We start from the raw sequence: 21,106 nt of genomic DNA, 5'->3' as shown, positions 1-21,106 counted from the left end.
AGTTCGTATGTCAGATCAATCAACACCGCCAGATATCGAAAAACGTCCACCAAACAACAACTTACTCTTTGCTGCTGTAATACTGGTTATTATTTTATGCGCCGGAGCATTTGTATTATTGAGCTCTGATGAGCAGCCTCAACCCATTGTAGAAGTCACTCCCACAGCACAGCCTATACAAGAATATCAAACAGTTGAGGAACCACAGCCTCAAATTGAACAAATTGAACCGCCAGCAGCTCAGCCGCAGGTAGAGCGTCCACCAACACGTAATGTTGAACCCGCGCCAGTAGTAGCACCTCTTCCATCATTAAATGAAAGTGACGCTGTAGTGGTTGCGCGCATAGATGATTACTTAAGTGATCAAGCAATGGGCTTACTACTAACAGACGATGTAATACGTCGTGCTGTTGTATTTATAGATAACTTAGCAAAAGGCAAAGTAGCGGTTAAACATGCGCCAGTAGAGCGTCCACAAGATGGTTTTAGCGTGATGGAAGGTGACATTCTCACTATCGACCCAAACAGTTACGAGCGATACACGCCGTATGTAAAAGTATTTACCAGTATGAGCGCGGCACAAATTGTGCGTTTGTATGATGAATATAAACCACTCATTAATGACGCGTACACCGAAATTGGCTATTCAGGTGATGCATTTAATCAAACACTTCAAGAAGCCATTGATTTATTACTAGATACACCAGAGCCAAAAGGTGACATGCCGTTACTGAGAAATTCAGTAACGTACCAGTACGCTTACTCTGAATGGGAACGTTTACCCGCAGCGCAAAAGCAATTATTGCGCATGGGCCCTGAAAACATGAAAAAGGTAAAAGCAGTATTACGTAACGTTCAAAAAGAGCTAGATAACCAGTAAGCTTGATAAAGTAGCTTAAAAAACAGTGCGATTGTATGTTTAACACGCAATCGCACTTTCTTTTTGTGTTTACCCTTGAATAACACAGCAAAAGTAGCGATAATCTCTCCCGCGCCAACCAAGGCCCTCAATGGTAGTCTTATTGGTCCTCTCGCAACACTAGCAGGCGAACCTGGTCAGGCCCGGAAGGGAGCAGCCACAGTTTGTGACGTGTGTGCCGAGATGTGGCTGGTAAGACTGCCACCCAAATTCCTCATTTGGGTGTTGTAAATTTCCTTTTTCATACTATCTAAAATTACCAATACTATTTTCTCATATTGCGCTTTTGGTAAATCCTCGTCAAAATTGTAATGGCATCATTTTTAATCAAATAGGCGTGCTTTTTCATCATACCTTTGCCGTGAAGTGAACATTGATAAAGTTTAAAATATTTTACTTAATGGACTAATTACACCGTTCGCTCCTTGCTGTAAAACATGGGTATATATTTGCGTTGTTTTGACATCTGAATAGCCAAGCTGAGCTTGAACTGTTCTGATATCGGCACCACTTTGCAATAGATGCGTTGCAAATGAATGGCGTAAGGTATGCGGTGTTATTATTTTTGTTAATCCCGATTTTTGAACGGCTTTTTTTATTTCTTTTCTTATACACGAATGATGAAAATGATGTCGTCTTATTTCACCACTTTGAGGATCTGTGCTTAATATATGTGAGGGAAATAAATACTGCCACGCAAGTGATTTTGAGGCAGAAGGATATTTTTTTGTTAAGGCATAAGGCATCCATACGCCAGTATATTCCGTATTATTTAAATCAAGTTTTAGATAGTCATCAACCTGCAGAATTTGATTTCTCAGCATAGGAATTAGCTCGGTGGCCAATGTTACAATACGGTGTTTATTACCTTTGCCATTCCATACTTGAATACACTTGTAATCAAAATCAATATCTTTCACTCTTAATTGTACCGCTTCCATTACTCTTAAACCACTCCCGTACATAAGGCTTGCAATAAGGTAATAACGCTTATTTAAATGAGTCATAAGCAGCTTAACTTCTTCTGGCGTCATAACTACAGGTAGTTTTGCTTGTTTTTTACTGCGAGCAAAATTTAAGTTTAACGACAGCTCTTTTTTTATTATGTGCTTGTATAGAAATGACAATGAATTGAGTGCCGTGGCTTGCGTTCGTGGTGCAACGTTTTGTTTTAACACTAAGTACTCTAGATAGCGCTCGACTTCATTGTCTCCCATTGAGGCGGGGTGGCGCTTATCATGAAAATGGATATAAGATGCAATCCATCTCAGGTACGTGTCCACGGTACGTAATGAATACTGACGTACCAACATATAATCAGCGATATAATTTAAAAATGGAGAGCGCGTTTTCATGTCATCACCACTAGTTGTTCTGTATATATATATACAGTGCAGTTGTTTGACTCCCATATTCAAGAAAAAGAGCGTCGAGCGTATTTTCTTTTTCTGATTATATTTAGTACCAAGAAATAATTATAGCTAGCAATGGGTTAAGTTATTTGTTAAAAAAGACTTATTAAATACATGAGCGTGACTTCGGCAGAAATATGCGCGACGCGCGCACTATAAAATTGTTGAACTAAGCCGCTACGCGGAGATCCTATTCTTATCATTTGAGCCACACTTACCTTGGGGTTATCCCATAACTTGGAGGTAAGTCATGAATACACTCATTGAACAAGTCAAAACTGAAATAGCCTACCGTGGTTATTCACAAAGTACCTGTAAAAGTTACTGCGAGCATTTACTTAAACTCAGCCATTATTTTAATAAACCACTCGATTTAATTACTGATGATGAGCTGAATATCTTTTTTAAAGATCCCGCCATTCGCAAGCTCTCCAGAGCGAGTCAAAAAATACAAATAAACAGCATTTGGTTCTTGTTTAAGAATATTTTACATCGCCCACTGAACTTAGACATAGCCTTGCCTAAAGCGAAACCTCGGGCACCTACTTATTTATCGCGTGATGATATTCGTCGACTTATAGAAAGTTGCACGGATATGCGTTTAAAAACATTGATAGTGGTGTGTTATGGATGTGGTTTGCGTATTGGCGAACTGCTGCGCATCAAAGTGCAAGACATCGATGGACAGCGTAAAACCATTTTAATTGAACATGGTAAAGGAGATAAGTCACGCTATGTTGTTGTATCAGATAGCGTGCTAAATCAATTACGTTGTTATTTGAAAATGTATCACCCAACGGGCTGGATGTTTTATTCACGATGGTTAATGGATAAACCCATGTCACCCTCAAGCTTCAGAAAGGCATTGAAAAAAAATGCACAAATGTGTGGTTTAAAGCACTGTAATCCACATGTATTACGCCATGCTTATGCAACACATCAACTTGAATCAGGTATGCCACTTCATCAACTGCAACACCAGCTTGGTCACAGTGACATTAGAACCACGCAAAGTTACTTACACTGGTTACCTGAATTAGGGCTTCTGCGGTTACTTAAAAGATTGCAAAGTATGCCCACTGCAACAGCAATGCATGCGAAAGTCACCAATAAAAACAGGGCGGCAAGTACAGTTTAAAAATGATGAATCACGTAAAAAGCTAAGCTATATCGACAAAATGAAAGTTAAAATAGACAGTCCAATGGGGCGACGGCAGCTTTTTATTGAAGGAATGGCAAACGACTAGGCTGTATAGAGCCTGCTTTCCTCTAAATAAACAGCGGAATATTACAGTCAGTAAAGGCATGAACAAATTGACCTTACGCGGACAAACGAAAGTGAATGCGCAATGGCAACTGTATTGCCTTGTTCATAATCTAGAAAAGCTGAGAAACACGATACATTAATAAGGGGAAACTCCTTATCACCTTAAATAAGCCACTTAAACACCTGCAATCCCTTCCAAAACGCCCATTAAAACAACACCAAATCCTCTTTTTATATTTTCACGTGAAAGTCAGTTGTCGATTGAATCAAAATAGGAACTCAGCTATGGTTGAAGCATCAATAAAAATAAATTAAAAACGAGTTATTCTACAGGCTCGTTGTGACTGTAGAATTACTCTTTTTTAAGAAAAACAGCCTGTTTTATGGGTTCCAAATGCATTACCTAATGCTTTAAAAGCGCTTAGAGTTAATTACAGGAGCTCGTTTTTTAATTGAATTTGGCTGTTAGAGTTATTCTACAGCCTCGTTAACTGAAAAGGAAAGTTAGTGCGAAATTTAAATTACTGGATGATTAAGCAAGCACATATAGTTTGGCTGGCTTCAATAATTAATATTGGGTTGGGTATTATCATTCCTGACTTCGATTTTTTTTCAAAAAGCATTAGCCATGTTGCGCTGGAGGCTCCAGTATTCGCTTATATTCATCGGGCAGCAGACGTCATTATTGGCTTGTCAATGTGTGGGTTTGCTTTTGGTATACATCAAACTTCTCAAAGTCGTTTTTCTGCGGCCACCTTGTCGGTTTTTTTACTTGGTATAAGTATGATAAGTGCGGGTATTTGGACACTAGAAACTCCACTTCATCTTCTTTACAACTTATCGATTTTCATGATAATTGTTCCAATAGCCTTTGCCTTAGATTTTAAGAATGTTGTGAAATCCAGCTCGTTTGAAAGCTTTTCTGTAGCGGTAACAGTGTTACACGTTTTTATGTTTTGGCTTATTTACGCAGGGTTTGTACCGCAGGAGTTTAACGGTTTAATTCAACGCTTATGGGCAGTCCCGACAATGGGTTGGTTTGGTGTTGCAGCTCACATGCTAATTTTACATCAATTTTCAGTTAACAAGTCAATCCAACCGACCGCTAACGCGTCGGCTGATTGAGGCGTTAGCAGTACAAGATGAATTTTCTCTGGAATCTGATATTTAAACGAAAAATTAGACGAGATGCTAGGGTTCCATTAACTCAAATATTGGAACAAATTTTATCGTACCTCGCAAAGTCAGAAGACTCTATATGGTCAGATATGGAAGTCGAAGAAACAGTACAAATAATAAATAAGCAATTACATTTGCTAAAGAGTTCAGGCAAAGTGAATGTGAGTAAACTCAATTACTTGTTCTTACCAACAGCACCATTACAAGAAATAGCAATGGAAAATGGCTGGGTTGATGAGTATTTAAAACTAGCAGAGCAATTTGATAGTCATATGGCAAAGTACTGCTAATCGGGTAGCCGGAGGTCTCTAACCTCCAGCCCCCACACCACCCATCATGCGGGTCCGCAATGGGCGGTTCATCTCCCGTAATGAATATTGATCCAAATATCTCTCAATGACACTAACCCTTGTGACGCTAAGTAGTTATTGCCTAGCGCAATGTTAATTCCTTTTGTTTTTGAGCTTCTACAAGGGCCTTTACTGGTGATACCACAGGCTATGGCGAGTCGCTCGCTAACACCCAATTTCATTAAACTGCGTACTTTGGTGCGAGGTTTACGCCATTGCCGCCAGTAGCACATTCTTATCCTACGACGGATCCAATGATCTAAATCCACTGTTAGTTGATAAGCGTTGGCTATTAGGTAATAGTGTCCCCAGCTGCGTAAATACTGCGTGCAATAAATAGGACAGGCACAATTTTTTTGCAAAAATCATAGTATCAACTACTGTTATTACATACAGTTCAACTAAGGTTGATATTTTATGACTCGCGCAAGAAAAAAGCTGATTGATTTAGCATCGACATCTTATTATCACTTAATCTCACGATGCGTGAGACGTGCATTCTTGTGTGGTGATGATAAATACACAGGTAAAAACTTTGATCACCGTAGGGCGTGGTTGGTAGAGCGAATTAAGTTATTAAGTAGCGTGTTCGCTATTGAAATTGCCGCCTACGCGATTATGAGCAATCACTACCACCTTGTTGTGAACGTTAATAGACGTCAAGCACTTGATTGGTCAGATGATGAAGTAATTGAACGCTGGTATCTACTTTATAATGGCCATGTTTTAGTCGACCGCCACTTAAAAGGTGAGCAGTTAGATAAGCCAAGTTTGCTCTTTTTCAATGAGATCATCGCTAAATGGCGAGAAAGATTGTATGACATCAGTTGGTATATGAAAAACCTCAATGAGTACATTGCCCGCGAAGCCAATAAAGAAGATAACTGCACGGGCAAGTACTGGGAAGGGCGCTATAAGTCACAGGCATTATTAGATCAAACCGCAGTACTCAGTTGCATGGCCTACGTTGATTTGAACCCCATAAGAGCAAATATAGCCGATACGCTTGAAGACAGTGATTTTACCTCAATTCAAGAGCGTATAGCGCATTTTAAAGCCTTTACCATAGACACGGTTAAAGCGAATAAGCCTCTCAAACAAAAAGATACTGTTCAACATGAAAGTCAACCAGCACAGCTAAAGCTATTTGGTGGTAATCATATTAAAGGCACGATCCCCTTTGCATTACTGGATTACATTGAATTAGTCGACTGGAGTGGCCGCCACATAGCTCCAAAGAAAAAAGGGCATATCAACAACGCAGTGCCAAAAGTGCTCCTGACGTTGAATATAGAAGAAGCGCAATGGCTTGAATCAATTCAACGTTTCAGGCAGCAGTACTCAAATTTTGCAGGCAGCAAACAACGGTTAAAGCGGCAAGCCGCCAGCAACGATGTAAAATGGTACAAAGGCGCAGGTTGAACAGTTGCATCTTCATTGGTTTGTTTAAAAAACACGTTATTAAACAAAGTATCGACCTCGATTTGCCTTTTATACCTAAAATTCCTGCCAAGCAACTGAATTCTAAGTGCTGTAACTAACACTAACAGTGCGCAAGAAATAATGATACGGTTACCTACGATGGTAGAGGTGCAAAATTTTCTGGCAAAATATATGCCTGTCCTTTTTTATTCTTTTTTTTTATTCTTTTTTACTTTCTCTTTTTTACTCTTTGATACCCGCAGGGGCGCTTAATAAAGCGCACTGGCATGAAATAGAAAAAGGCTATTTATACCCAGTTAAAGCGTTATCAACAGTCTTTAGAGGTAAAATGCTGGCGGCGCTCAATGAATGCGATAGTTCATTCGCGAAGATAAACACGCCAACAAAATGGTGCGTGTATAGCAAAGCCTGTTTAACATACAGTGAAAAGCTAGTTAGCTACCTTGCGCGTTATACCCGAAAAGGCGTGATGTCAGAATCGCGATTAGTGTCAGCGAATGAGCAGTCAGTGAGCTTTAAATATCGCGATTATGCAGATAACAACTGCGATAAAGTCATGACACTGAGTTGTGATGAATTTTTACGGCGTTATTTACAACATGTATTGCCGAAAGGGTTTATGCGCATTCGCCACTATGGCTTTTTAGCTAATGCGTGTCGCAAGCGAAAGTTAGGGTTAATAAAGGCTCAAGCATCAATAACCCCATTCAAAGCGGTGAAGCCGAAGGCAGAGCAAGAACGATTAATACCGCATTGGCCTTGCCAGTCATGCAAGGCGGGTATCTTACGATTTATTGGTGTGATGAATTTAGATATGGCGACAAATAAAATAGCGCGAACGAGTTAGCAGCCTTGCTTGCTGCATCAAATCAATGAGTTAACCTGCTTAACTGTTCAGGCTAGTCGCGGCTGTGCGTGAGAAAAATATCCTTGCTTAACGGTTAAACATTAGGTTTAATGAATAGATAATAAACGCTGAGCAATGCAGGGATAGCTTAGATACGATAGACACGCCAATGAAATTGGTTTGATATCGCTTAGGCCATAAAAAACCTTTCTTTATAAGTTAAGTCCATAGCATAAACAACACCAACTCTATACACCGAGCAGGTAGCGCCTCAGTCCAACAAGCGATTATGCAACACAAACTGCGTGTTGCATAAATACTAAAATGTTATATGCAACATGGAGAGTTTTGTATTGAATCATCTACCTTTAAAAGAAAAGCTAGCATTCATTTTATGTATTAGTTTTGCTACTTTAATCCTAATTACTGGTATTTACGATTTTTTGATTGTCGAATTCATAGCTAGGGATCTAGTAATGACTATTGGCGTATTTCTTATGCTGTTAAGCGCAGGCTTAATGCCGAAATTATTCTTCTCGCCATTAACTAATATTTTAAAATCAGAAAGCATCCCAACGATAGGGAATCCAAGAGTCCAACAGTGGCTTTCATTGTCAGGAGTATTTATCTGTTCACTCGGTTTGGTTTGGCGATTGTTGCTATAACACATATGAGCCTTAACTCTGTCAATAGGCAATAGTGTTCTTTTTGACCGTTTTTATAAATTGACGGTCAATTCAAAATCAATAAACAAATTCGTTTACTTCGTCTGTCGATGCGGCTGTTAAGCAAGTTGCTTACGGCAAACACATATAGAGGCTCTCTTATTGCGATCTCATCGCAGCCTACTTTTTTCCATATCCTTGTGGATTCGTAGGGGCACTACGACTAAATGGATTTAGAAGGTAGAGCGAAGCAGGATGCCAGAGCCGAGACATTCATCGGTTAACCTAATCATGGCACTATTCAAGGCGGCTGGTTTCATCATTATGATCCAGTTAGTTTCAGGCTCAAGTCCAGGTGTAAGCGACTTTGTTTATTGTATTAATGCACGCATACTGAGCGTCTAATCAAGACAAGTGGCTTAGGTCTGTAGGTATATAATCAGGTTAAACCTTGTTGGTTATTAACTCACCCAATTGATTGATGCTCAGCCTTATATCCAGTTAGATGTTCAGCTCACTCAGTACCGTGACTAACCCTTTAATAATTTTGTTTCATCGAATACCGTCTCTTTTTTAAGCATATAATAAACACAGCGACCAAGCTTATGCGCAAGCGCTGACAGTGCTTTGGCTTTACTCATTCGTTTTTGTAGTTTTTCAAGGTATTTATTGGCGTTGTGATTGTGACGCAGCAGTAATACGGCAGCTTCCGAGAAAGCCCATTTGAGATGTGCATTGCCAATTTTATTACCTTGGGTGCCGTAGGTTTTGCCGGCAGACTCTGCTTTGCATTTGACCAACCGACTATATGAAGCGAACTTTTGTACGCTTGAAAAGCGATTGATGTCACCAATTTCGTAAATAATGGTGATTGCAAGAATGCGGCCTATACCATTAATTGTTTGCAAAATATTAAGGTGAACAGGGTTGTGCTGTTTGGCCATTTGTTCAATATAATGCTCTAAAGGCTTAAGTTCCTTGTGATAGCAATCGTGTATGGCCATGTTTAAATTAATAGAGCGTTGTACAACGGGGTCAGGAAAGTAGTAGCGCATCTTTTCTCTGTCGCAGACGTTCTTTAAATTGACATTGTGGGCAGGTAAATTGTGCTGGCTGTCTAGTTTATTGTCTGTTTATTTCAATTATGAGTTTCGTACGGCTATTTACTACTAACACCTAAAAACCCAGCTCTGAGAATTATTTACACTGTTATTCGTAAAAGTTGCAATTAATTGATTTTTCTGTGCAGTTTTACATACTGATATATTAGTTTATATTTTTAAGTTGTTGATTTTATAATGTTAGTTCTGTTTTTTCATTTCTGGTTCAACATTTGCTTCTAATAAGTTCATACACAATGTTTAAACTTAAAAAGGAGTTATTATGAGTAATGTTATAACGGGTTTATTTGAGAATGCTTCAAAAGCAACATTAGCAATCTATAGATTAGAGGCGCTAGGTGTTTTAAATTCAGAAATTAGCATTGTTGCCAACGATTCTTACACAAAAGATGATTTTGCTGTTGATGAAGGCACAAAAGCTGCTGAAGGCGGCATAATTGGAGCTGCATCAGGCGGCGTATTAGCGGCAATTGTTGGTGGTTTGACTGCTGTTGGTGTTGTGGCTAGTGGCGGAACTGGATTGATCGTTACTGGTCCTGTAGTGGCGGCTCTTGCCGCTGGCGGTGCTGGTGCCGCTGCCGGTGGTACAGTAGGTGCTATCATTGGTGCTTTTATACCTGAGCATGAAATCAAATATTATGAAGATGCCATTGCCAAGGGATCAGTTCTATTAGGTGTTAAATATACCAGTGAGAACAAGAGTGATATTGAGGACGCGCTTAAAAATGCAGGTGCTGAAAACGTATCTACAGCATAAGGTAAGTACATTTTTTGCGTGCGAATAGCGTGCATATTACCTAAGGATGCGGAGGAGCTAGTTATAGCTCCTCCGCTTTTTTTATTGTTTATAAAAAATAGAGTAACGATATAAAAAGAGCATGTTGACTCTCCCATCTAATGTTACCTCACCATTGGATGATATTTACGCTTATTATTTGATTGCAAAAAAAAATTTACATAAGTTAATCTGTTAGGGTGGTTTATTTTAGATTGATTTATTTAATGCAATTATCTATATTGGTCCGGTAAGTGTTACATAAAATAATAAAAGTAAGCTAAAGCAATTTGGCATATCTAATCAATGAGTAACAAAGCCCATGGATACTAATACTTCACTTTCGCAGTCCGCCAAGCATTTGAAAAAAGTTATTCCTATGATGTCGAGCTTTAAAATACCGTTTACCCCAGTCAATTATGCGATTTGGTATTGTTATGTATTAGGCCGTAACTTAGAGTTTAACTTACGCCTTGATAATATATTAAAAAGCTACAAAACCTGCCCAGCAGATAAAGCTCGCGCATTATTTGATGAGTTTTTATCAGATAAAGATCTCGCTTTGTTTTATGAGATCTCTACGAGCTTTCAAGACACTATTGAAGATGTAAAAGAAGACATTGATAAAACACTTGCAACTTCTCAAGGGTTTTCGGCATTTCTATACCAGTGTAATTCGGGACTGCAGGGCATTAAGAATAATAGTGTTGAGTCATATGATGAAGTGCTTGGTATTGTCGATCAACTCACGGAAGAATCAGTGCTTATGCAACAAAATGCGTATTCATTTCAGAAAAAGTTAGAAAGTGCCTACGCAGAGATATCAAATTTAAAACAAACACTTTTAAGTACTCAAGAGGCTGCTAATACTGACTCGTTAACGGGGTTGTATAACCGAGGTCGATTTGACCTTGATATCGCTCATTTTTGTAATGAGGAAGCGCCATTAGGAATGAACCATGCATTGATATTTATAGATATTGATCACTTTAAAAAATTTAATGATGATTTTGGACATCAAAAAGGTGACGATGTACTCAAAGTCGTTGCTAATAAAGTACTTAATGCATGCGGTGATTCGTTTAAAGGATATCGCTATGGCGGTGAGGAATTTTGCATTTTAGGTGATTTTTCAGGTATTTCAAATGCATTAAACTTTGCGGAAAGACTTCGTAAATCAATTGCAAAGCTCTGCGTTAAAAGTAAGAAAAGTGATAAAAAACAGCGAGCTATATCAGCCAGTTTTGGCATTGCATTGTTCGAAGAAGGTAATACTACACCGGCTTTTGTTGAGCGTGCGGATAAAGCATTATATTTAGCCAAAGCATACGGAAGAAACCGTGTAGAAATAGCATAAAATAGTTGTTGCCTTAACTCAATGTGAGTCAAATACTATTACACAAGCAAGATTTTGATTACTTTGGCAAGTATTCAAAATGGCGGAGTACTGTCTTGTTAGAGTAAATAAAAGCATTAACTCAACGTCACATCTGATTATTAATTTATTACAGTGATTTCCAATTAATGGCTTCATTAAGAGATTGAGTCAAAATTGGTGATCAGTTATGGTTGATACATCAATAAAAATAAATTTTAAATGAGTAACTCTGTAGGCTCGTTAAATAACTCAAGGAAGGTTGACTATGTTTCAAGGTTTTTTCAAAAGACGTAAAATCAAAAAATACGCTAGAAGCCTGCCTTTAGTCTTGAAGGCACAATACGGATATAAAAAATATTATACTCAAGCGCAGGTAGATAGTGTTATCAAACGAAAGAGAATTGGTAATCACAGTAGTACGGATGTGATCGATAACTGCTATGCATATGCAATGTATTGTTCCCCAGCAGAATTTAAAAATATTTATGATAGTGCTGGCGAGTCTTGCGATTATATTGCTATGCGTAGTGATGTATCTGATACTTTATTTAACGGAGTATCTGATTTTTCATTCGCCACACTTTTAGCCGAATCATCAAATTCAGCGTTAAATTCTTCGGGGAGTTTTGGAGGCGGAGATGGCGGTACAGATGGCGGCGGGGGAGGTGGTGATTAGTCGTCACTCAGTAATATACCCAAGCCACCTCAAGATGCAGTTTCAGTTGGAGTTAAAAGCGATTTAGGCAAGGCATTGATTGCAAATAATGGTTGTTCCCTTGTTAAAATCAATAACGCTGTATAAATCGCTTTTAAACCAACCCGTTGGGCGTTTCACAGGCGCTTACTCTCAGCGTTGTTACTTTTTAAAAGGGATGACCATTGTTGCAAAGTAACGCCTTGATATTAAACACCTGTGAAACGCTGAAGTCTGTATCTTGAGGCGGCTTGGGTATATGATACTCCTTGTTTTTTAAGGAGTTGGTACTTCGGGCTTTCGGGTTCGTAAGCCCAAATCTCATGCTACTTTTTATAGCGACAAAAAATGGCTCTGCGTAGTCTAAGTCAATAGTAATTATTAGACTCCATAGGTAGGAGCAAGTTTTGTCTAAATTATATTTATTTTTAACGGTGCTTGGCATTGCTATTCCTTTTGGTGCATTTATTCCTTGGTTGGTAAATAATGGGTTAGATTTTACGGCTTTATTTTATGCTGCAGTCATTAACCCAATTAGCATTTTTGCTTGGTTAGATGTGTTAGTTGCTGCTTTGGTATTATTAATATTTATCGCTGTAGATGGTAAAAGAAACAAAGTTAAATACCGCTGGTTGGCAATTCTTGGAACGTTATCTATTGGCGTGTCTTTTGGCTTTCCTTTGTATTTATATTTAAAAGAAAAGCAGTATTTAGATTTAAAAAAGGCCTAAGTAGGTGTGGGGGGGGTAGTTGGGTGAGTTTTTATATTTTTACTCCACAGGTAAGCAAACCTCTTAACCTGAAATTAGGCTGAGAGGTTTGTATTATTAAATTAGCGCCCGCCGGCATCTAACCTTGAGCGTTCGGTATTTTCTACTAAAACACCAGCCCCTAGTTTATTTATTTTTTGCCATGTACTTTCATCTATCTCAATACCAAAATCGACTGATTTTTCTTTGTTTTTTTCAATTTGCTTAGGTGTAATAATCAAGCTATCACTGCTTTGCAACGACGAGGTTAGGTCAACACGTGAGCTGCATATAATGGTGAGTGCTTGCTTATCTTCACCATTGGTTATGAGATTAGTAACTGCTTGACTATAATTTGGGTAGCGTTTGCCTGAGCAAATAGCTGCGGTGTGCTCGGTGACGGTATCGCTGCCATTTTTCCAATAAGCGGCTGCGCTGATCCCTCTACGACCTCGGTCTGTTAGTGCTTTGAGAACAAACATCCGGTTATGGCAGTTATGTACTGTGACTGTTGCAATTCCTACCTCAAGTGCTTTTGCATGAGCAAGATCAACGGCGGCGGCAATGCAATTGAGTGCACTGCGGTGATGAGCATCGATGATGGCTGAGGTACTATCTTCGTAAATTACATTGCTTAATGGTTTGTCAAAATCATTACAAATGTAGGGGAGCGCATGTTTAAGTTCAGTTAAACCATTTAAACCATGTTTTTCTAGCCATAGCACCATGTTTGCAGCGTCTTCGTAATTGCCAACAAAGTAGCCGCTTGCTTCAAAGCACCTGCGTAAGGAGGCTTTAAATTCATTCATTGAAATATTCACAGTATTTTCCTCATTGCTTTGGGATCAATGGCATAAACCAATCATCACTAAATGGTTTACCGATGTCTTCAAGTAATGGTGCACCTTGAAACATAGTGTTTCTAACCCATAATCGTGAACGAGGGTCAAACTTACTTACACCAAAAAAAGCGAGTTTGCAGCGCAGTAAATGCATTGGCAGTACGTTTTTATCAAGTAAATTTGCCTGGATATCACCATACACACAACGGTCCATACCTTGAATGCGTCTAACAATTCCGCGTAATTTTGGGTGAGCAACCATGAAGCGGGCGGTTATCTGACTTGGGTTTGCTGTAATGTAGTCAACCAAGATGTTATAGCATTTTCGTACAGCGTAACCGACGGCTAATGCCATGGCTTTCTTTTTACCTTCTACGTCAGCAATACTGCCTAGGCGCGGCTCCATTTTTTCTTCTGATCGATACCAGTAGGTTTCGCGCGCGCCTTCTGCGTCAAAGTCAATCGCCAACGCCCAGTCATAACGGCGTTCAATTACCGCTTTTAATTGGTGTAGTGGCATCAGTGGATCTAAATCAAGGTTTTCATCAGCGCAGTGAAAATCTTCTAGATCATCAACCAGTTCAGGGTAAAGTTCGAGCATAACTGAGACAAGGATTTCTTGGCTTTGCAGCGAGCAGTGCTGCTCACTAAAGGCAATTAATTCATTCCAGCTAGTAAAATTAGTGACTACCTGCTCAGTTAGCTTATTCATTTCTTGGGCGAGTATGATGTTGTGTTGAGTTTGCTGCTTATCTTCGGTGATTGTTTCATGTGTATGTTGCGCACAACGTTTTAGTAGTTCAAGCAGTGTTGTTTTGATTTGTGATGTAATAGCACCGAGTGAGCGAATACGGGCGAGTGCTAATTCGCGCATTTCAATCCATTGGTTAATTAACACAGGATGATTAACTAAGTAGGGTGCCATGCCAAGGCCAGTTGAGTTACCTATGCCAAAGTAACGTTTAATATCGGCGCGCATTGGTGTGAATGTTTGTTCGTTACGGTGACGTGCAATATGCTCCACTTGTAGCAAACTAAAGTTACGTAGCATAAAGCAAACAAACATTTCACTGGCAAATGGACGTGCAAAATCGCGATGTTTTTGTTGTACTTTTTCCCAATCAGCCATACCTAGCTTACCACTACCGTATACGGCTGTAGTACGATAGAGATAACCCACTTCGGCAATTTTACTTACATCGGGTTGTTGTCCTGTAGCCAATTGATTTACTACGTAATCAAAATTGCGAGCGCTGCGGTTTGCACGTGATAATACAAATACACGGGAGTCTACGCGTCCAGCCTCTTGTTTTGGTACATTTTCTTTTAACTTTGCAATGTACTCAGGATTAACACGGCCTTCAACTAACGCCATGGTTAAATCCCACTTTGTTGCAATTACGCGGTCGTTGCGCTCTTCAGGTAATAATAAGTCTGAGAATAATACAAAACTAAACAGCCCATCAGGCGCGTTCACTTCATAAACAACAGTACCAAACCCGTCGTTGTTAAGCTCAAAAGTGACCAATTCAATCTTCCACCGTTCACGAAAAATTCTACGTACTAAAGTACGCATAAAACTTAACCGGCTTTGGTGCAAAGAACCCAATCGTTCAAGGTTCATTACTTGGCTTGGGGGGCGAAGTGGTAGTGCGTTATCACCCCAAAGTGAGGCGCGGATATCTGCATGTTTAGTCATGTTAATGATCTCTTTTATACAGTTTTAATACCTAAAATCTTTTTATAATAGCAACTCAGTTATGGCTGTTAACCACCTTCGTTTTTATTTATTCAAATGTTTAGGCAATGTGTGTTCAAAACTGGTTTTTATATAAATGGTTCTTCATTTTTGAACCAAAATTTACATTGTTACAAGTCAAAAAAGTCTATCTGTTGATAAGTAAAACTTATTGCTTGAATTCAAGCCTTGCTAAAACACATTAGGGCGTGTTGATCTTTCGTGATTGATTTTGCAGCCGTATGTTTGATATTTAGGCAAGGTATAGCCTGTGTAGTGTGGTTGTTCCCCATAAATAGGCGATAACGCAGTATAAATGCCAAACATGCGCTGCCCAAAGGGTTCTTCCTAGGGGCGATTGACTATTTGTTGATCGATTTTTACTTAGCCCGCTAGGTTACAAACCTCGCGCCGCGATTAAATCGCCCCTAGATTGAACAAACTTCAATCCACAAAGGTCAACACGTCCTAGCATATAGCCTATAAAATGGAATTTGATAGGCCTGCTTTATTGTTGCGCCGCCCCCTGTTTTAAAATGAAATCAGCGAATGCTTGAGCAGCTGGTGAAAGTGATGAGTTTTTAAGTTGCACGATACCAATTTGACGTATCACATGAGGTGTTTTTAAGGGAATAAAACACAGTGTTTTATTGTGCTCTGGAAACGCAAAGCGTGGCAATGTTGTAATACCAATACCTGCTTCGAGCATGGCGATTAACGAGAGCATATTGGAAATATAAAATTGTGAACCGTCAAGTAAAGGAGCTGCTTCGGTTTCTTCTAACAAGCGCGATGTGCCATTACTAATTAAGCGTTGATCATGTAAATCCTGCCAGTGCAGCTCGCTATTATTCGCAAGTGGGTTTTCGTTGTGGCATACCACGCCAATCTCGTCCTGCCAAATTGGGGTAAATAAAATATTATTATGTTCGTGACCATGAGGGAGGCTGGCAATACCAATATCCACTTGTTGCTTTTCAATTTTTCTTAGTACTGCTTCTGAGTTGTCATCGTAAAAACTGATATGAAGATCCGGTGAATCAGCAACAAATTTAGACAATAAATTAGGTAATAGCCGACATGCAATAGAAGGTACAGAGGCGAGCCGTAAATGCCCTGATTTATTGTTTCGCATTAACATCATGTCTTGCGAAATGCTGTCGTGATGAGCAATTAGCTCCTTTGCTTTAGGTAAAAAATGTTTACCAAAAGGGGTTAACTCCGTCATCGTACTTTTAGTGCTACGCTTTTCAAAAACGTCGGCGCCTAATTTATTTTCAAGGTCGCGTATTGATAAGGAGATAGCAGGCTGCGTACGACACGCCTTTTGCGCAGCATAATGAAACCCTTTTAATTCAGCAACCCAGACGAAGTGACGAAGTTGAGCAATCTTAAATTCAGGTAACACGATAAGTTTTCCTTATCAAAAGATATTAATTATTAATTTTAGTTATTAAAGCATGCTTCTTATACTGAATCCAATTAATTAATGGAGGTATTTATGTCATCAGTTTCAGTTTTTTGTAATTACATCGCAGGTCAATGGGTTGAAGGTGCAAGCTCTATTGCTAATGTTAGCCCAGCAGATTTAAGCGACACGATTGGACATTATGCCCAAGCCGATAAAGCCCAAACCGAGGCTGCCCTTGATGCCGCAGTCGCTGCTCAGCCTAAATGGCAAGAAAGTGGCCTTGAAGAACGCTACCGCGTATTAATGGCAATTGGTGATGAGTTAATCGCTCGTAAAGATGAATTAGGTAAGTTACTAGCACGAGAAGAAGGTAAAACATTGGCTGAAGGTGTTGGTGAAACCTATCGTTCAGGGCAGTTTTTTCATTACTATGCAGCAGAAGTGTTGCGTCAAATGGGCGAAACTGCTGACTCGGTTCGCCCTGGTGTTGAAATTCAAACGCACCGTGAACCCGTGGGCGTTGTGGGTATTATTACACCATGGAACTTTCCAACGGCAACCGGAGCATGGAAAATTGCGCCTGCATTAGCATTTGGTAATGCGATTATATTTAAACCTGCAAATCAAGTGCCTGCAAGTGCCTGGGCGCTAACTGAGATTATTTCTCGCCAAGGTTTACCATCAGGTACATTTAATTTAGTAATGGGCCCAGGTGCTGAGGTGGGTGATTTACTTATTCATTCCAAAAAAATTAATGCTTTAACATTTACCGGCTCTTTGGAAACTGGCCGAAAAGTAGCAGCGGCAACCGCAGTCAACTTAGTCAAGTGTCAGCTCGAAATGGGCAGTAAAAATGCATTAGTAATATTGGATGATGCAGATTTAGACAATGCTGTGGAATGTGCAGTTGGCGGCGCTTTCTTTGGTACAGGGCAAAAGTGCACCGCGTCTTCACGATTAATTGTAACTGAAGGGATCCATGACCGCTTTGTAGCGGCTGTTATCAAAAGAATGGAACAGTTGGTTGTTGGCCACCCACTTAAAGAGGGCGTGCATATTGGCGCGGTAGCCGATGCCCGCCAAATGGAGCAGAACCTTCGCTATTTAGACATTGCTAAAAATGAAGGTGCTACCTTGGCTATTGGCGGTGAAGTTGTGACAGAGGATACCGAAGGTTACTACCTAAAACCGGCATTATTTATTAATACTACAAATGATATGACCATCAACCGTGAAGAAGCATTTGCGCCTATTGCTTGTGTGATCAAGGTTAAAGACTATGAAGAAGCGCTTGCGACCTTAAACGATACAAACTACGGCTTAACCGGTGGAATTTGCACTCAGTCTCTTAAATATGCGACCGATTTTAAGCGTCGCGCACAAACAGGATGTGTAATGATCAATTTACCCACTGCGGGTACTGATTACCATGTGCCCTTTGGTGGCCGTAAAGAATCTAGCTTTGGGGCACGCGAGCAAGGCACGTACGCTAAAGAATTTTACACTGTGGTTAAAACCACTTATATCCGTTCATAACCAAGGAAAGTGCTATGCATGACAACCTAATAGTTATTGATGGCTTGCAATATTCTAATTGGAATAGGGCTATCTTTGAACAGTTAAAAAGTGGCGGTGTAACAATGGTCCACGTGACCATTGTTTACCACGAGCAAATTCGCGAAACATTGCTTCGAATAGGGCAGTGGAACCGTCTTTTTGAGCTGCACCACGATTTAATTATGCCGGTTAAAAGCACGGCTGATATCTACTTAGCAAAAAAGCTAGGCAAAGTAGGCATTATGTTTGGTGCACAAAACTGCTCTGCGATTGAAGACGATATTGCAATGATTGAGATCATGCGTGAGCTAAACTTGATGATTATGCAGTTAACTTACAACAATCAAAGTTTATTAGCTTGTGGTTGTTACGAAGCCGTTGATAGTGGTGTTACGCGCTTTGGCCGGCAGGTTATTAAAGAGATGAACCGCGTAGGGATGATTGTTGATATGAGCCACAGCGGTGAGCGTAGTACGCTTGATGCGATTGAAATATCGCAGCGACCAATTGTTATTTCGCATGCAAACCCCAGTAGTTTTCATGCTGCAAAGCGTAATAAATCAGACGAGGTATTAAAAGCATTGGGAGAGTCTGGTGGGTTACTGGGCTTTAGTTTGTATCCGTTTCATTTAAAAAATGGCCCAGATTGCACTCTCGATGAGTTTTGCGACATGGTGGCTAATACCGCTGATCTAATGGGGATTGATCATATTGGAATTGGCACCGATTTATGCCAAGAACAACCGATCTCGATTTTGCAGTGGATGCGCAACGGTCGCTGGTCAAAAGAAATGGATTATGGGGAAGGGTCTAAATCAGATGCTGATTGGCCAAAACCTTTGTCTTGGTTTAAAGATAGTCGCGACTTTCCTAATATCACTCAAGGTTTACTGGCGCGTGGCTTTCATGATGAAGAAGTAGCAAAAATAATGGGCTTGAATTGGTTGAATTTCCTTGACCAAGGGCTACAGGCACAAAAGGTATAAAACGGATTTGGTGTAAGGAGCAATAGCATAGTATCAACGTAACATCTTGATAAATTATAACTAAAAGAGATCCATCAGGAGACGATAATGAATACCTCTAAAACAGCAATAGAACAGAGTGAGGAAGATAAAACCAAAATTAAGTTTTTGGCGGGTGTCGATATGCCCGTGTTTTTAATTAGCGGCGGGGTGTTGGTGCTGTTTGCAGCGTTAGCACTTTACGATATTCAGCTTATGTCGGGTTGGATCAACGCGGCTTTTACTTTTTCTACTCAGACCTTTGGTGCTTTTTGGCAAGTACTTTTACTTTTAACTTTTGTGATTGGTATTTTCTTAGCCGTAGGTCGAACGGGATCAGTTGTTTTAGGGGGATTAAAAGCGCCTGAAATTTCTACTTTTAAATGGATTTGCATCATTATGTGCACACTTTTGGCTGGTGGCGGTGTATTTTGGGCTGCCGCCGAACCCATGGCACATTTTACTTCGCCGCCACCACATTTTGGCGGTGAAACAGGCACCAAAGAAGCTGCTTATAATGCGTTAGCGCAAAGCTTTATGCATTGGGGGTTTTTAGCGTGGGCAATTCTAGGGAGTTTGACTGGTATAGTTTATATGCATTTACATTATGAGAAAGGCTTACCGCTAAAGCCACGCACTTTATTATACCCGGTGTTTGGTGATCGCGTAATGACAGGTCCTTTTGGCGCTATTGTTGATTCGTGCTGTGTGTTAGCGGTTGTTGCGGGCACTGTTGGGCCGATTGGCTTTCTTGGTCTACAGGTGAGCTTTGGTTTAGAAAAGTTATTTGGAATACCTAACACTTATACAACGCAAGTTGCTATTTTATTTAGCTTAATCGGTATTTACACTTTATCGGCAGTCAGTGGTGTTACTAAAGGTATTCAATTATTGAGCCGTTTTAATGTGATTCTAGCTGTGGCGCTAATGGTGTTTATTCTTGTGATGGGACCAACCGCTTTTATTGTTGATAGTTACTTGCATTCTTTTGGTCTGTATCTAAATGAATTTATCCCTATGGCGACCTTTCGTGCTGATAAAGGCTGGTTAGACTGGTGGACAGTGTTCTTTTGGGGTTGGTTTTTAGGGTATGGCCCTTTAATGGCGATGTTTGTTGCACGGATCTCTCGTGGCCGAACGATTCGTGAAATGATCTTATTGATTTCTGTTGTAGCCCCTGTGATCACGTGTTTTTGGTTTACTATAGTGGGTGGTTCAGGCTTGTTTTTTGAGCTGACTAACCCTGGTGTTATTTCTGTGCCGTTTACTGGTTTTAATCTACCTGCCGCCTTATTAGCAATCACAGAGCAGCTACCCATGGGCTTTGTTATCTCGGTATTATTTTTAATACTCACCACTATCTTTGTTGCCACAACGGGCGATTCGATGACGTATTCGGTGTCAATGGTTATGACAGGCACAGATCACCCGCAAACCTCAATTCGCGTATTTTGGGGAATTATGATGGGGGTAATGGCAGCCTTATTAATTTCAATTGGCTCAGGCGGTATTTCTGCATTGCAGTCTTTTATTGTGGTCACGGCGGTGCCAGTGTCGTTTGTACTATTACCGTCACTTTGGACAGCGCCACAAATTGCTAAAAAAATGGCGGATGAACAAGGCTTATAAACTCAAATAAAAGAGGCAAATATAACGGCCTCTTTTATTAATTAAATAATTACAAAGTCCTATGTTGTCCCAACAGCATGGGCAAATAACCAACCACAACCAACTGTAATGTTAATTACTTACTTA

General features: G+C 40.0%; 19 protein-coding genes, 1 other RNA gene and 2 pseudogenes. 16 read left to right on the top strand and 6 right to left on the bottom strand.

What is annotated here, in order from left to right; genetic code table 11:
• Positions 1-7 precede the first annotated feature (7 nt).
• Together ACJJVX_RS16685 and ffs are read left to right on the top strand one after the other, a co-directional pair.
• The gene (locus ACJJVX_RS16685; protein WP_054205983.1) at positions 8-880 is read left to right on the top strand and encodes a DUF3014 domain-containing protein; all 873 of its coding nucleotides are present in this window, start codon (positions 8-10) and stop codon (positions 878-880) included.
• A 140-nt stretch (positions 881-1,020) separates the two neighbouring features.
• Positions 1,021-1,117: signal recognition particle sRNA small type (gene ffs, locus ACJJVX_RS16680), an RNA gene on the top strand.
• 185 nt (positions 1,118-1,302) lie between these two features.
• Here the strand turns inward: ffs and ACJJVX_RS16675 are convergent.
• Positions 1,303-2,274: an integron integrase gene (locus ACJJVX_RS16675; RefSeq protein WP_405632501.1), complete on the bottom strand. Its 972-nt coding sequence runs from the start codon at positions 2,272-2,274 to the stop codon at positions 1,303-1,305.
• Between the two features lie 307 nt (positions 2,275-2,581).
• Between ACJJVX_RS16675 and ACJJVX_RS16670 the strand changes: the two genes are divergently transcribed.
• The 5 genes from ACJJVX_RS16670 to ACJJVX_RS16650 all read left to right on the top strand — a co-directional run bounded on the left by ACJJVX_RS16670 (position 2,582) and on the right by ACJJVX_RS16650 (position 5,067).
• Positions 2,582-3,469, top strand: a complete 888-nt coding sequence (locus ACJJVX_RS16670) for a tyrosine-type recombinase/integrase (protein WP_405632499.1) — start codon at positions 2,582-2,584, stop codon at positions 3,467-3,469.
• Positions 3,426-3,578 (top strand): hypothetical protein, encoded by a 153-nt coding sequence (locus ACJJVX_RS16665; RefSeq protein WP_405632496.1) that lies wholly within the window; start codon positions 3,426-3,428, stop codon positions 3,576-3,578. The genes ACJJVX_RS16670 and ACJJVX_RS16665 overlap by 44 nt, the downstream gene beginning before the upstream one ends.
• A 58-nt stretch (positions 3,579-3,636) precedes the next feature.
• Positions 3,637-3,738, top strand: coding sequence for a transposase (locus ACJJVX_RS16660; RefSeq protein ID WP_152960639.1), 102 nt, complete (start codon positions 3,637-3,639; stop codon positions 3,736-3,738).
• Between the two features lie 367 nt (positions 3,739-4,105).
• A complete protein-coding gene (locus ACJJVX_RS16655; RefSeq protein WP_405632493.1) occupies positions 4,106-4,723 on the top strand; it encodes a DUF998 domain-containing protein in 618 nt (205 codons plus the stop codon).
• Positions 4,724-4,740: 17 nt separating this feature from the next.
• A complete protein-coding gene (locus ACJJVX_RS16650) occupies positions 4,741-5,067 on the top strand; it encodes a hypothetical protein (protein ID WP_135476872.1) in 327 nt (108 codons plus the stop codon).
• 68 nt (positions 5,068-5,135) lie between these two features.
• On the opposite strand, the pseudogene ACJJVX_RS16645 reads toward ACJJVX_RS16650, so the two are convergent.
• A pseudogene (locus ACJJVX_RS16645) lies at positions 5,136-5,456 on the bottom strand (group II intron maturase-specific domain-containing protein); the annotation flags it as partial.
• A gap of 88 nt (positions 5,457-5,544) precedes the next feature.
• Between ACJJVX_RS16645 and ACJJVX_RS16640 the strand changes: the two are divergent.
• Together ACJJVX_RS16640 and ACJJVX_RS16635 are read left to right on the top strand one after the other, a co-directional pair.
• Positions 5,545-6,549, top strand: coding sequence for a transposase (locus ACJJVX_RS16640; protein ID WP_244507114.1), 1,005 nt, complete (start codon positions 5,545-5,547; stop codon positions 6,547-6,549).
• A 250-nt stretch (positions 6,550-6,799) separates the two neighbouring features.
• On the top strand, positions 6,800-7,417 hold the full coding sequence (locus tag ACJJVX_RS16635; RefSeq protein ID WP_244507113.1) for a transposase: 618 nt from the start codon (positions 6,800-6,802) through the stop codon (positions 7,415-7,417).
• A 1,195-nt stretch (positions 7,418-8,612) separates the two neighbouring features.
• Here the strand turns inward: ACJJVX_RS16635 and ACJJVX_RS16630 are convergent.
• Positions 8,613-9,200: pseudogene (locus ACJJVX_RS16630) on the bottom strand (transposase); the annotation flags it as partial.
• Between the two features lie 265 nt (positions 9,201-9,465).
• Between ACJJVX_RS16630 and ACJJVX_RS16625 the strand changes: the two are divergent.
• The 4 genes from ACJJVX_RS16625 (at position 9,466) to ACJJVX_RS16610 (ending at position 12,781) form a co-directional block, all read left to right on the top strand.
• Positions 9,466-9,960: a hypothetical protein gene (locus ACJJVX_RS16625; RefSeq protein WP_054206938.1), complete on the top strand. Its 495-nt coding sequence runs from the start codon at positions 9,466-9,468 to the stop codon at positions 9,958-9,960.
• 340 nt (positions 9,961-10,300) lie between these two features.
• Positions 10,301-11,335 (top strand): GGDEF domain-containing protein, encoded by a 1,035-nt coding sequence (locus ACJJVX_RS16620; RefSeq protein WP_405632489.1) that lies wholly within the window; start codon positions 10,301-10,303, stop codon positions 11,333-11,335.
• A 286-nt stretch (positions 11,336-11,621) separates the two neighbouring features.
• Positions 11,622-12,032: a DUF6559 family protein gene (locus tag ACJJVX_RS16615; protein WP_054454125.1), complete on the top strand. Its 411-nt coding sequence runs from the start codon at positions 11,622-11,624 to the stop codon at positions 12,030-12,032.
• A gap of 425 nt (positions 12,033-12,457) precedes the next feature.
• Complete coding sequence (locus tag ACJJVX_RS16610) at positions 12,458-12,781, top strand: DUF2834 domain-containing protein (protein WP_054205522.1); 324 nt, start codon at positions 12,458-12,460, stop codon at positions 12,779-12,781.
• Between the two features lie 101 nt (positions 12,782-12,882).
• Here ACJJVX_RS16610 and ACJJVX_RS16605 read toward each other — a convergent pair whose 3' ends face one another.
• The 3 genes from ACJJVX_RS16605 to ACJJVX_RS16595 form a co-directional block, all read right to left on the bottom strand.
• A complete protein-coding gene (locus ACJJVX_RS16605) occupies positions 12,883-13,620 on the bottom strand; it encodes a DUF3726 domain-containing protein (protein ID WP_405632485.1) in 738 nt (245 codons plus the stop codon).
• Positions 13,621-13,630: 10 nt separating this feature from the next.
• A complete protein-coding gene (locus ACJJVX_RS16600) occupies positions 13,631-15,340 on the bottom strand; it encodes a hypothetical protein (protein ID WP_405632482.1) in 1,710 nt (569 codons plus the stop codon).
• A gap of 547 nt (positions 15,341-15,887) precedes the next feature.
• Complete coding sequence (locus tag ACJJVX_RS16595) at positions 15,888-16,787, bottom strand: LysR family transcriptional regulator (protein WP_054205519.1); 900 nt, start codon at positions 16,785-16,787, stop codon at positions 15,888-15,890.
• 93 nt (positions 16,788-16,880) lie between these two features.
• Between ACJJVX_RS16595 and ACJJVX_RS16590 the strand changes: the two genes are divergently transcribed.
• From ACJJVX_RS16590 to ACJJVX_RS16580, 3 genes are all read left to right on the top strand, one after another.
• Positions 16,881-18,326, top strand: a complete 1,446-nt coding sequence (locus ACJJVX_RS16590; protein WP_054454132.1) for an aldehyde dehydrogenase family protein — start codon at positions 16,881-16,883, stop codon at positions 18,324-18,326.
• Positions 18,327-18,340: 14 nt separating this feature from the next.
• The gene (locus ACJJVX_RS16585; RefSeq protein WP_099296473.1) at positions 18,341-19,333 is read left to right on the top strand and encodes a dipeptidase; all 993 of its coding nucleotides are present in this window, start codon (positions 18,341-18,343) and stop codon (positions 19,331-19,333) included.
• Positions 19,334-19,420: 87 nt separating this feature from the next.
• Positions 19,421-20,980, top strand: a complete 1,560-nt coding sequence (locus ACJJVX_RS16580) for a BCCT family transporter (protein WP_054205516.1) — start codon at positions 19,421-19,423, stop codon at positions 20,978-20,980.
• Positions 20,981-21,106: the final 126 nt, after the last annotated feature.

Origin of the sequence: Pseudoalteromonas sp. Ld20 (assembly GCF_045064175.1) — a bacterium.
Taxonomy (GTDB): domain Bacteria; phylum Pseudomonadota; class Gammaproteobacteria; order Enterobacterales; family Alteromonadaceae; genus Pseudoalteromonas; species Pseudoalteromonas neustonica.
This window is presented reverse-complemented; position numbering and strand designations above follow the sequence as displayed.

What these genes read in the sequence shown, in the direction of transcription:
- ACJJVX_RS16685 (WP_054205983.1), top strand. Translation starts at nt 8, where the DNA reads ATGTCAGATCAATCAACACCGCCAGATATCGAAAAACGTCCACCAAAC.
- ACJJVX_RS16675 (WP_405632501.1), bottom strand. Translation starts at nt 2,274, where the DNA reads ATGAAAACGCGCTCTCCATTTTTAAATTATATCGCTGATTATATGTTG.
- ACJJVX_RS16670 (WP_405632499.1), top strand. Translation starts at nt 2,582, where the DNA reads ATGAATACACTCATTGAACAAGTCAAAACTGAAATAGCCTACCGTGGT.
- ACJJVX_RS16665 (WP_405632496.1), top strand. Translation starts at nt 3,426, where the DNA reads ATGCGAAAGTCACCAATAAAAACAGGGCGGCAAGTACAGTTTAAAAAT.
- ACJJVX_RS16660 (WP_152960639.1), top strand. Translation starts at nt 3,637, where the DNA reads ATGAACAAATTGACCTTACGCGGACAAACGAAAGTGAATGCGCAATGG.
- ACJJVX_RS16650 (WP_135476872.1), top strand. Translation starts at nt 4,741, where the DNA reads ATGAATTTTCTCTGGAATCTGATATTTAAACGAAAAATTAGACGAGAT.
- ACJJVX_RS16640 (WP_244507114.1), top strand. Translation starts at nt 5,545, where the DNA reads ATGACTCGCGCAAGAAAAAAGCTGATTGATTTAGCATCGACATCTTAT.
- ACJJVX_RS16625 (WP_054206938.1), top strand. Translation starts at nt 9,466, where the DNA reads ATGAGTAATGTTATAACGGGTTTATTTGAGAATGCTTCAAAAGCAACA.
- ACJJVX_RS16620 (WP_405632489.1), top strand. Translation starts at nt 10,301, where the DNA reads ATGGATACTAATACTTCACTTTCGCAGTCCGCCAAGCATTTGAAAAAA.
- ACJJVX_RS16615 (WP_054454125.1), top strand. Translation starts at nt 11,622, where the DNA reads ATGTTTCAAGGTTTTTTCAAAAGACGTAAAATCAAAAAATACGCTAGA.
- ACJJVX_RS16600 (WP_405632482.1), bottom strand. Translation starts at nt 15,340, where the DNA reads ATGACTAAACATGCAGATATCCGCGCCTCACTTTGGGGTGATAACGCA.
- ACJJVX_RS16590 (WP_054454132.1), top strand. Translation starts at nt 16,881, where the DNA reads ATGTCATCAGTTTCAGTTTTTTGTAATTACATCGCAGGTCAATGGGTT.
- ACJJVX_RS16585 (WP_099296473.1), top strand. Translation starts at nt 18,341, where the DNA reads ATGCATGACAACCTAATAGTTATTGATGGCTTGCAATATTCTAATTGG.
- ACJJVX_RS16580 (WP_054205516.1), top strand. Translation starts at nt 19,421, where the DNA reads ATGAATACCTCTAAAACAGCAATAGAACAGAGTGAGGAAGATAAAACC.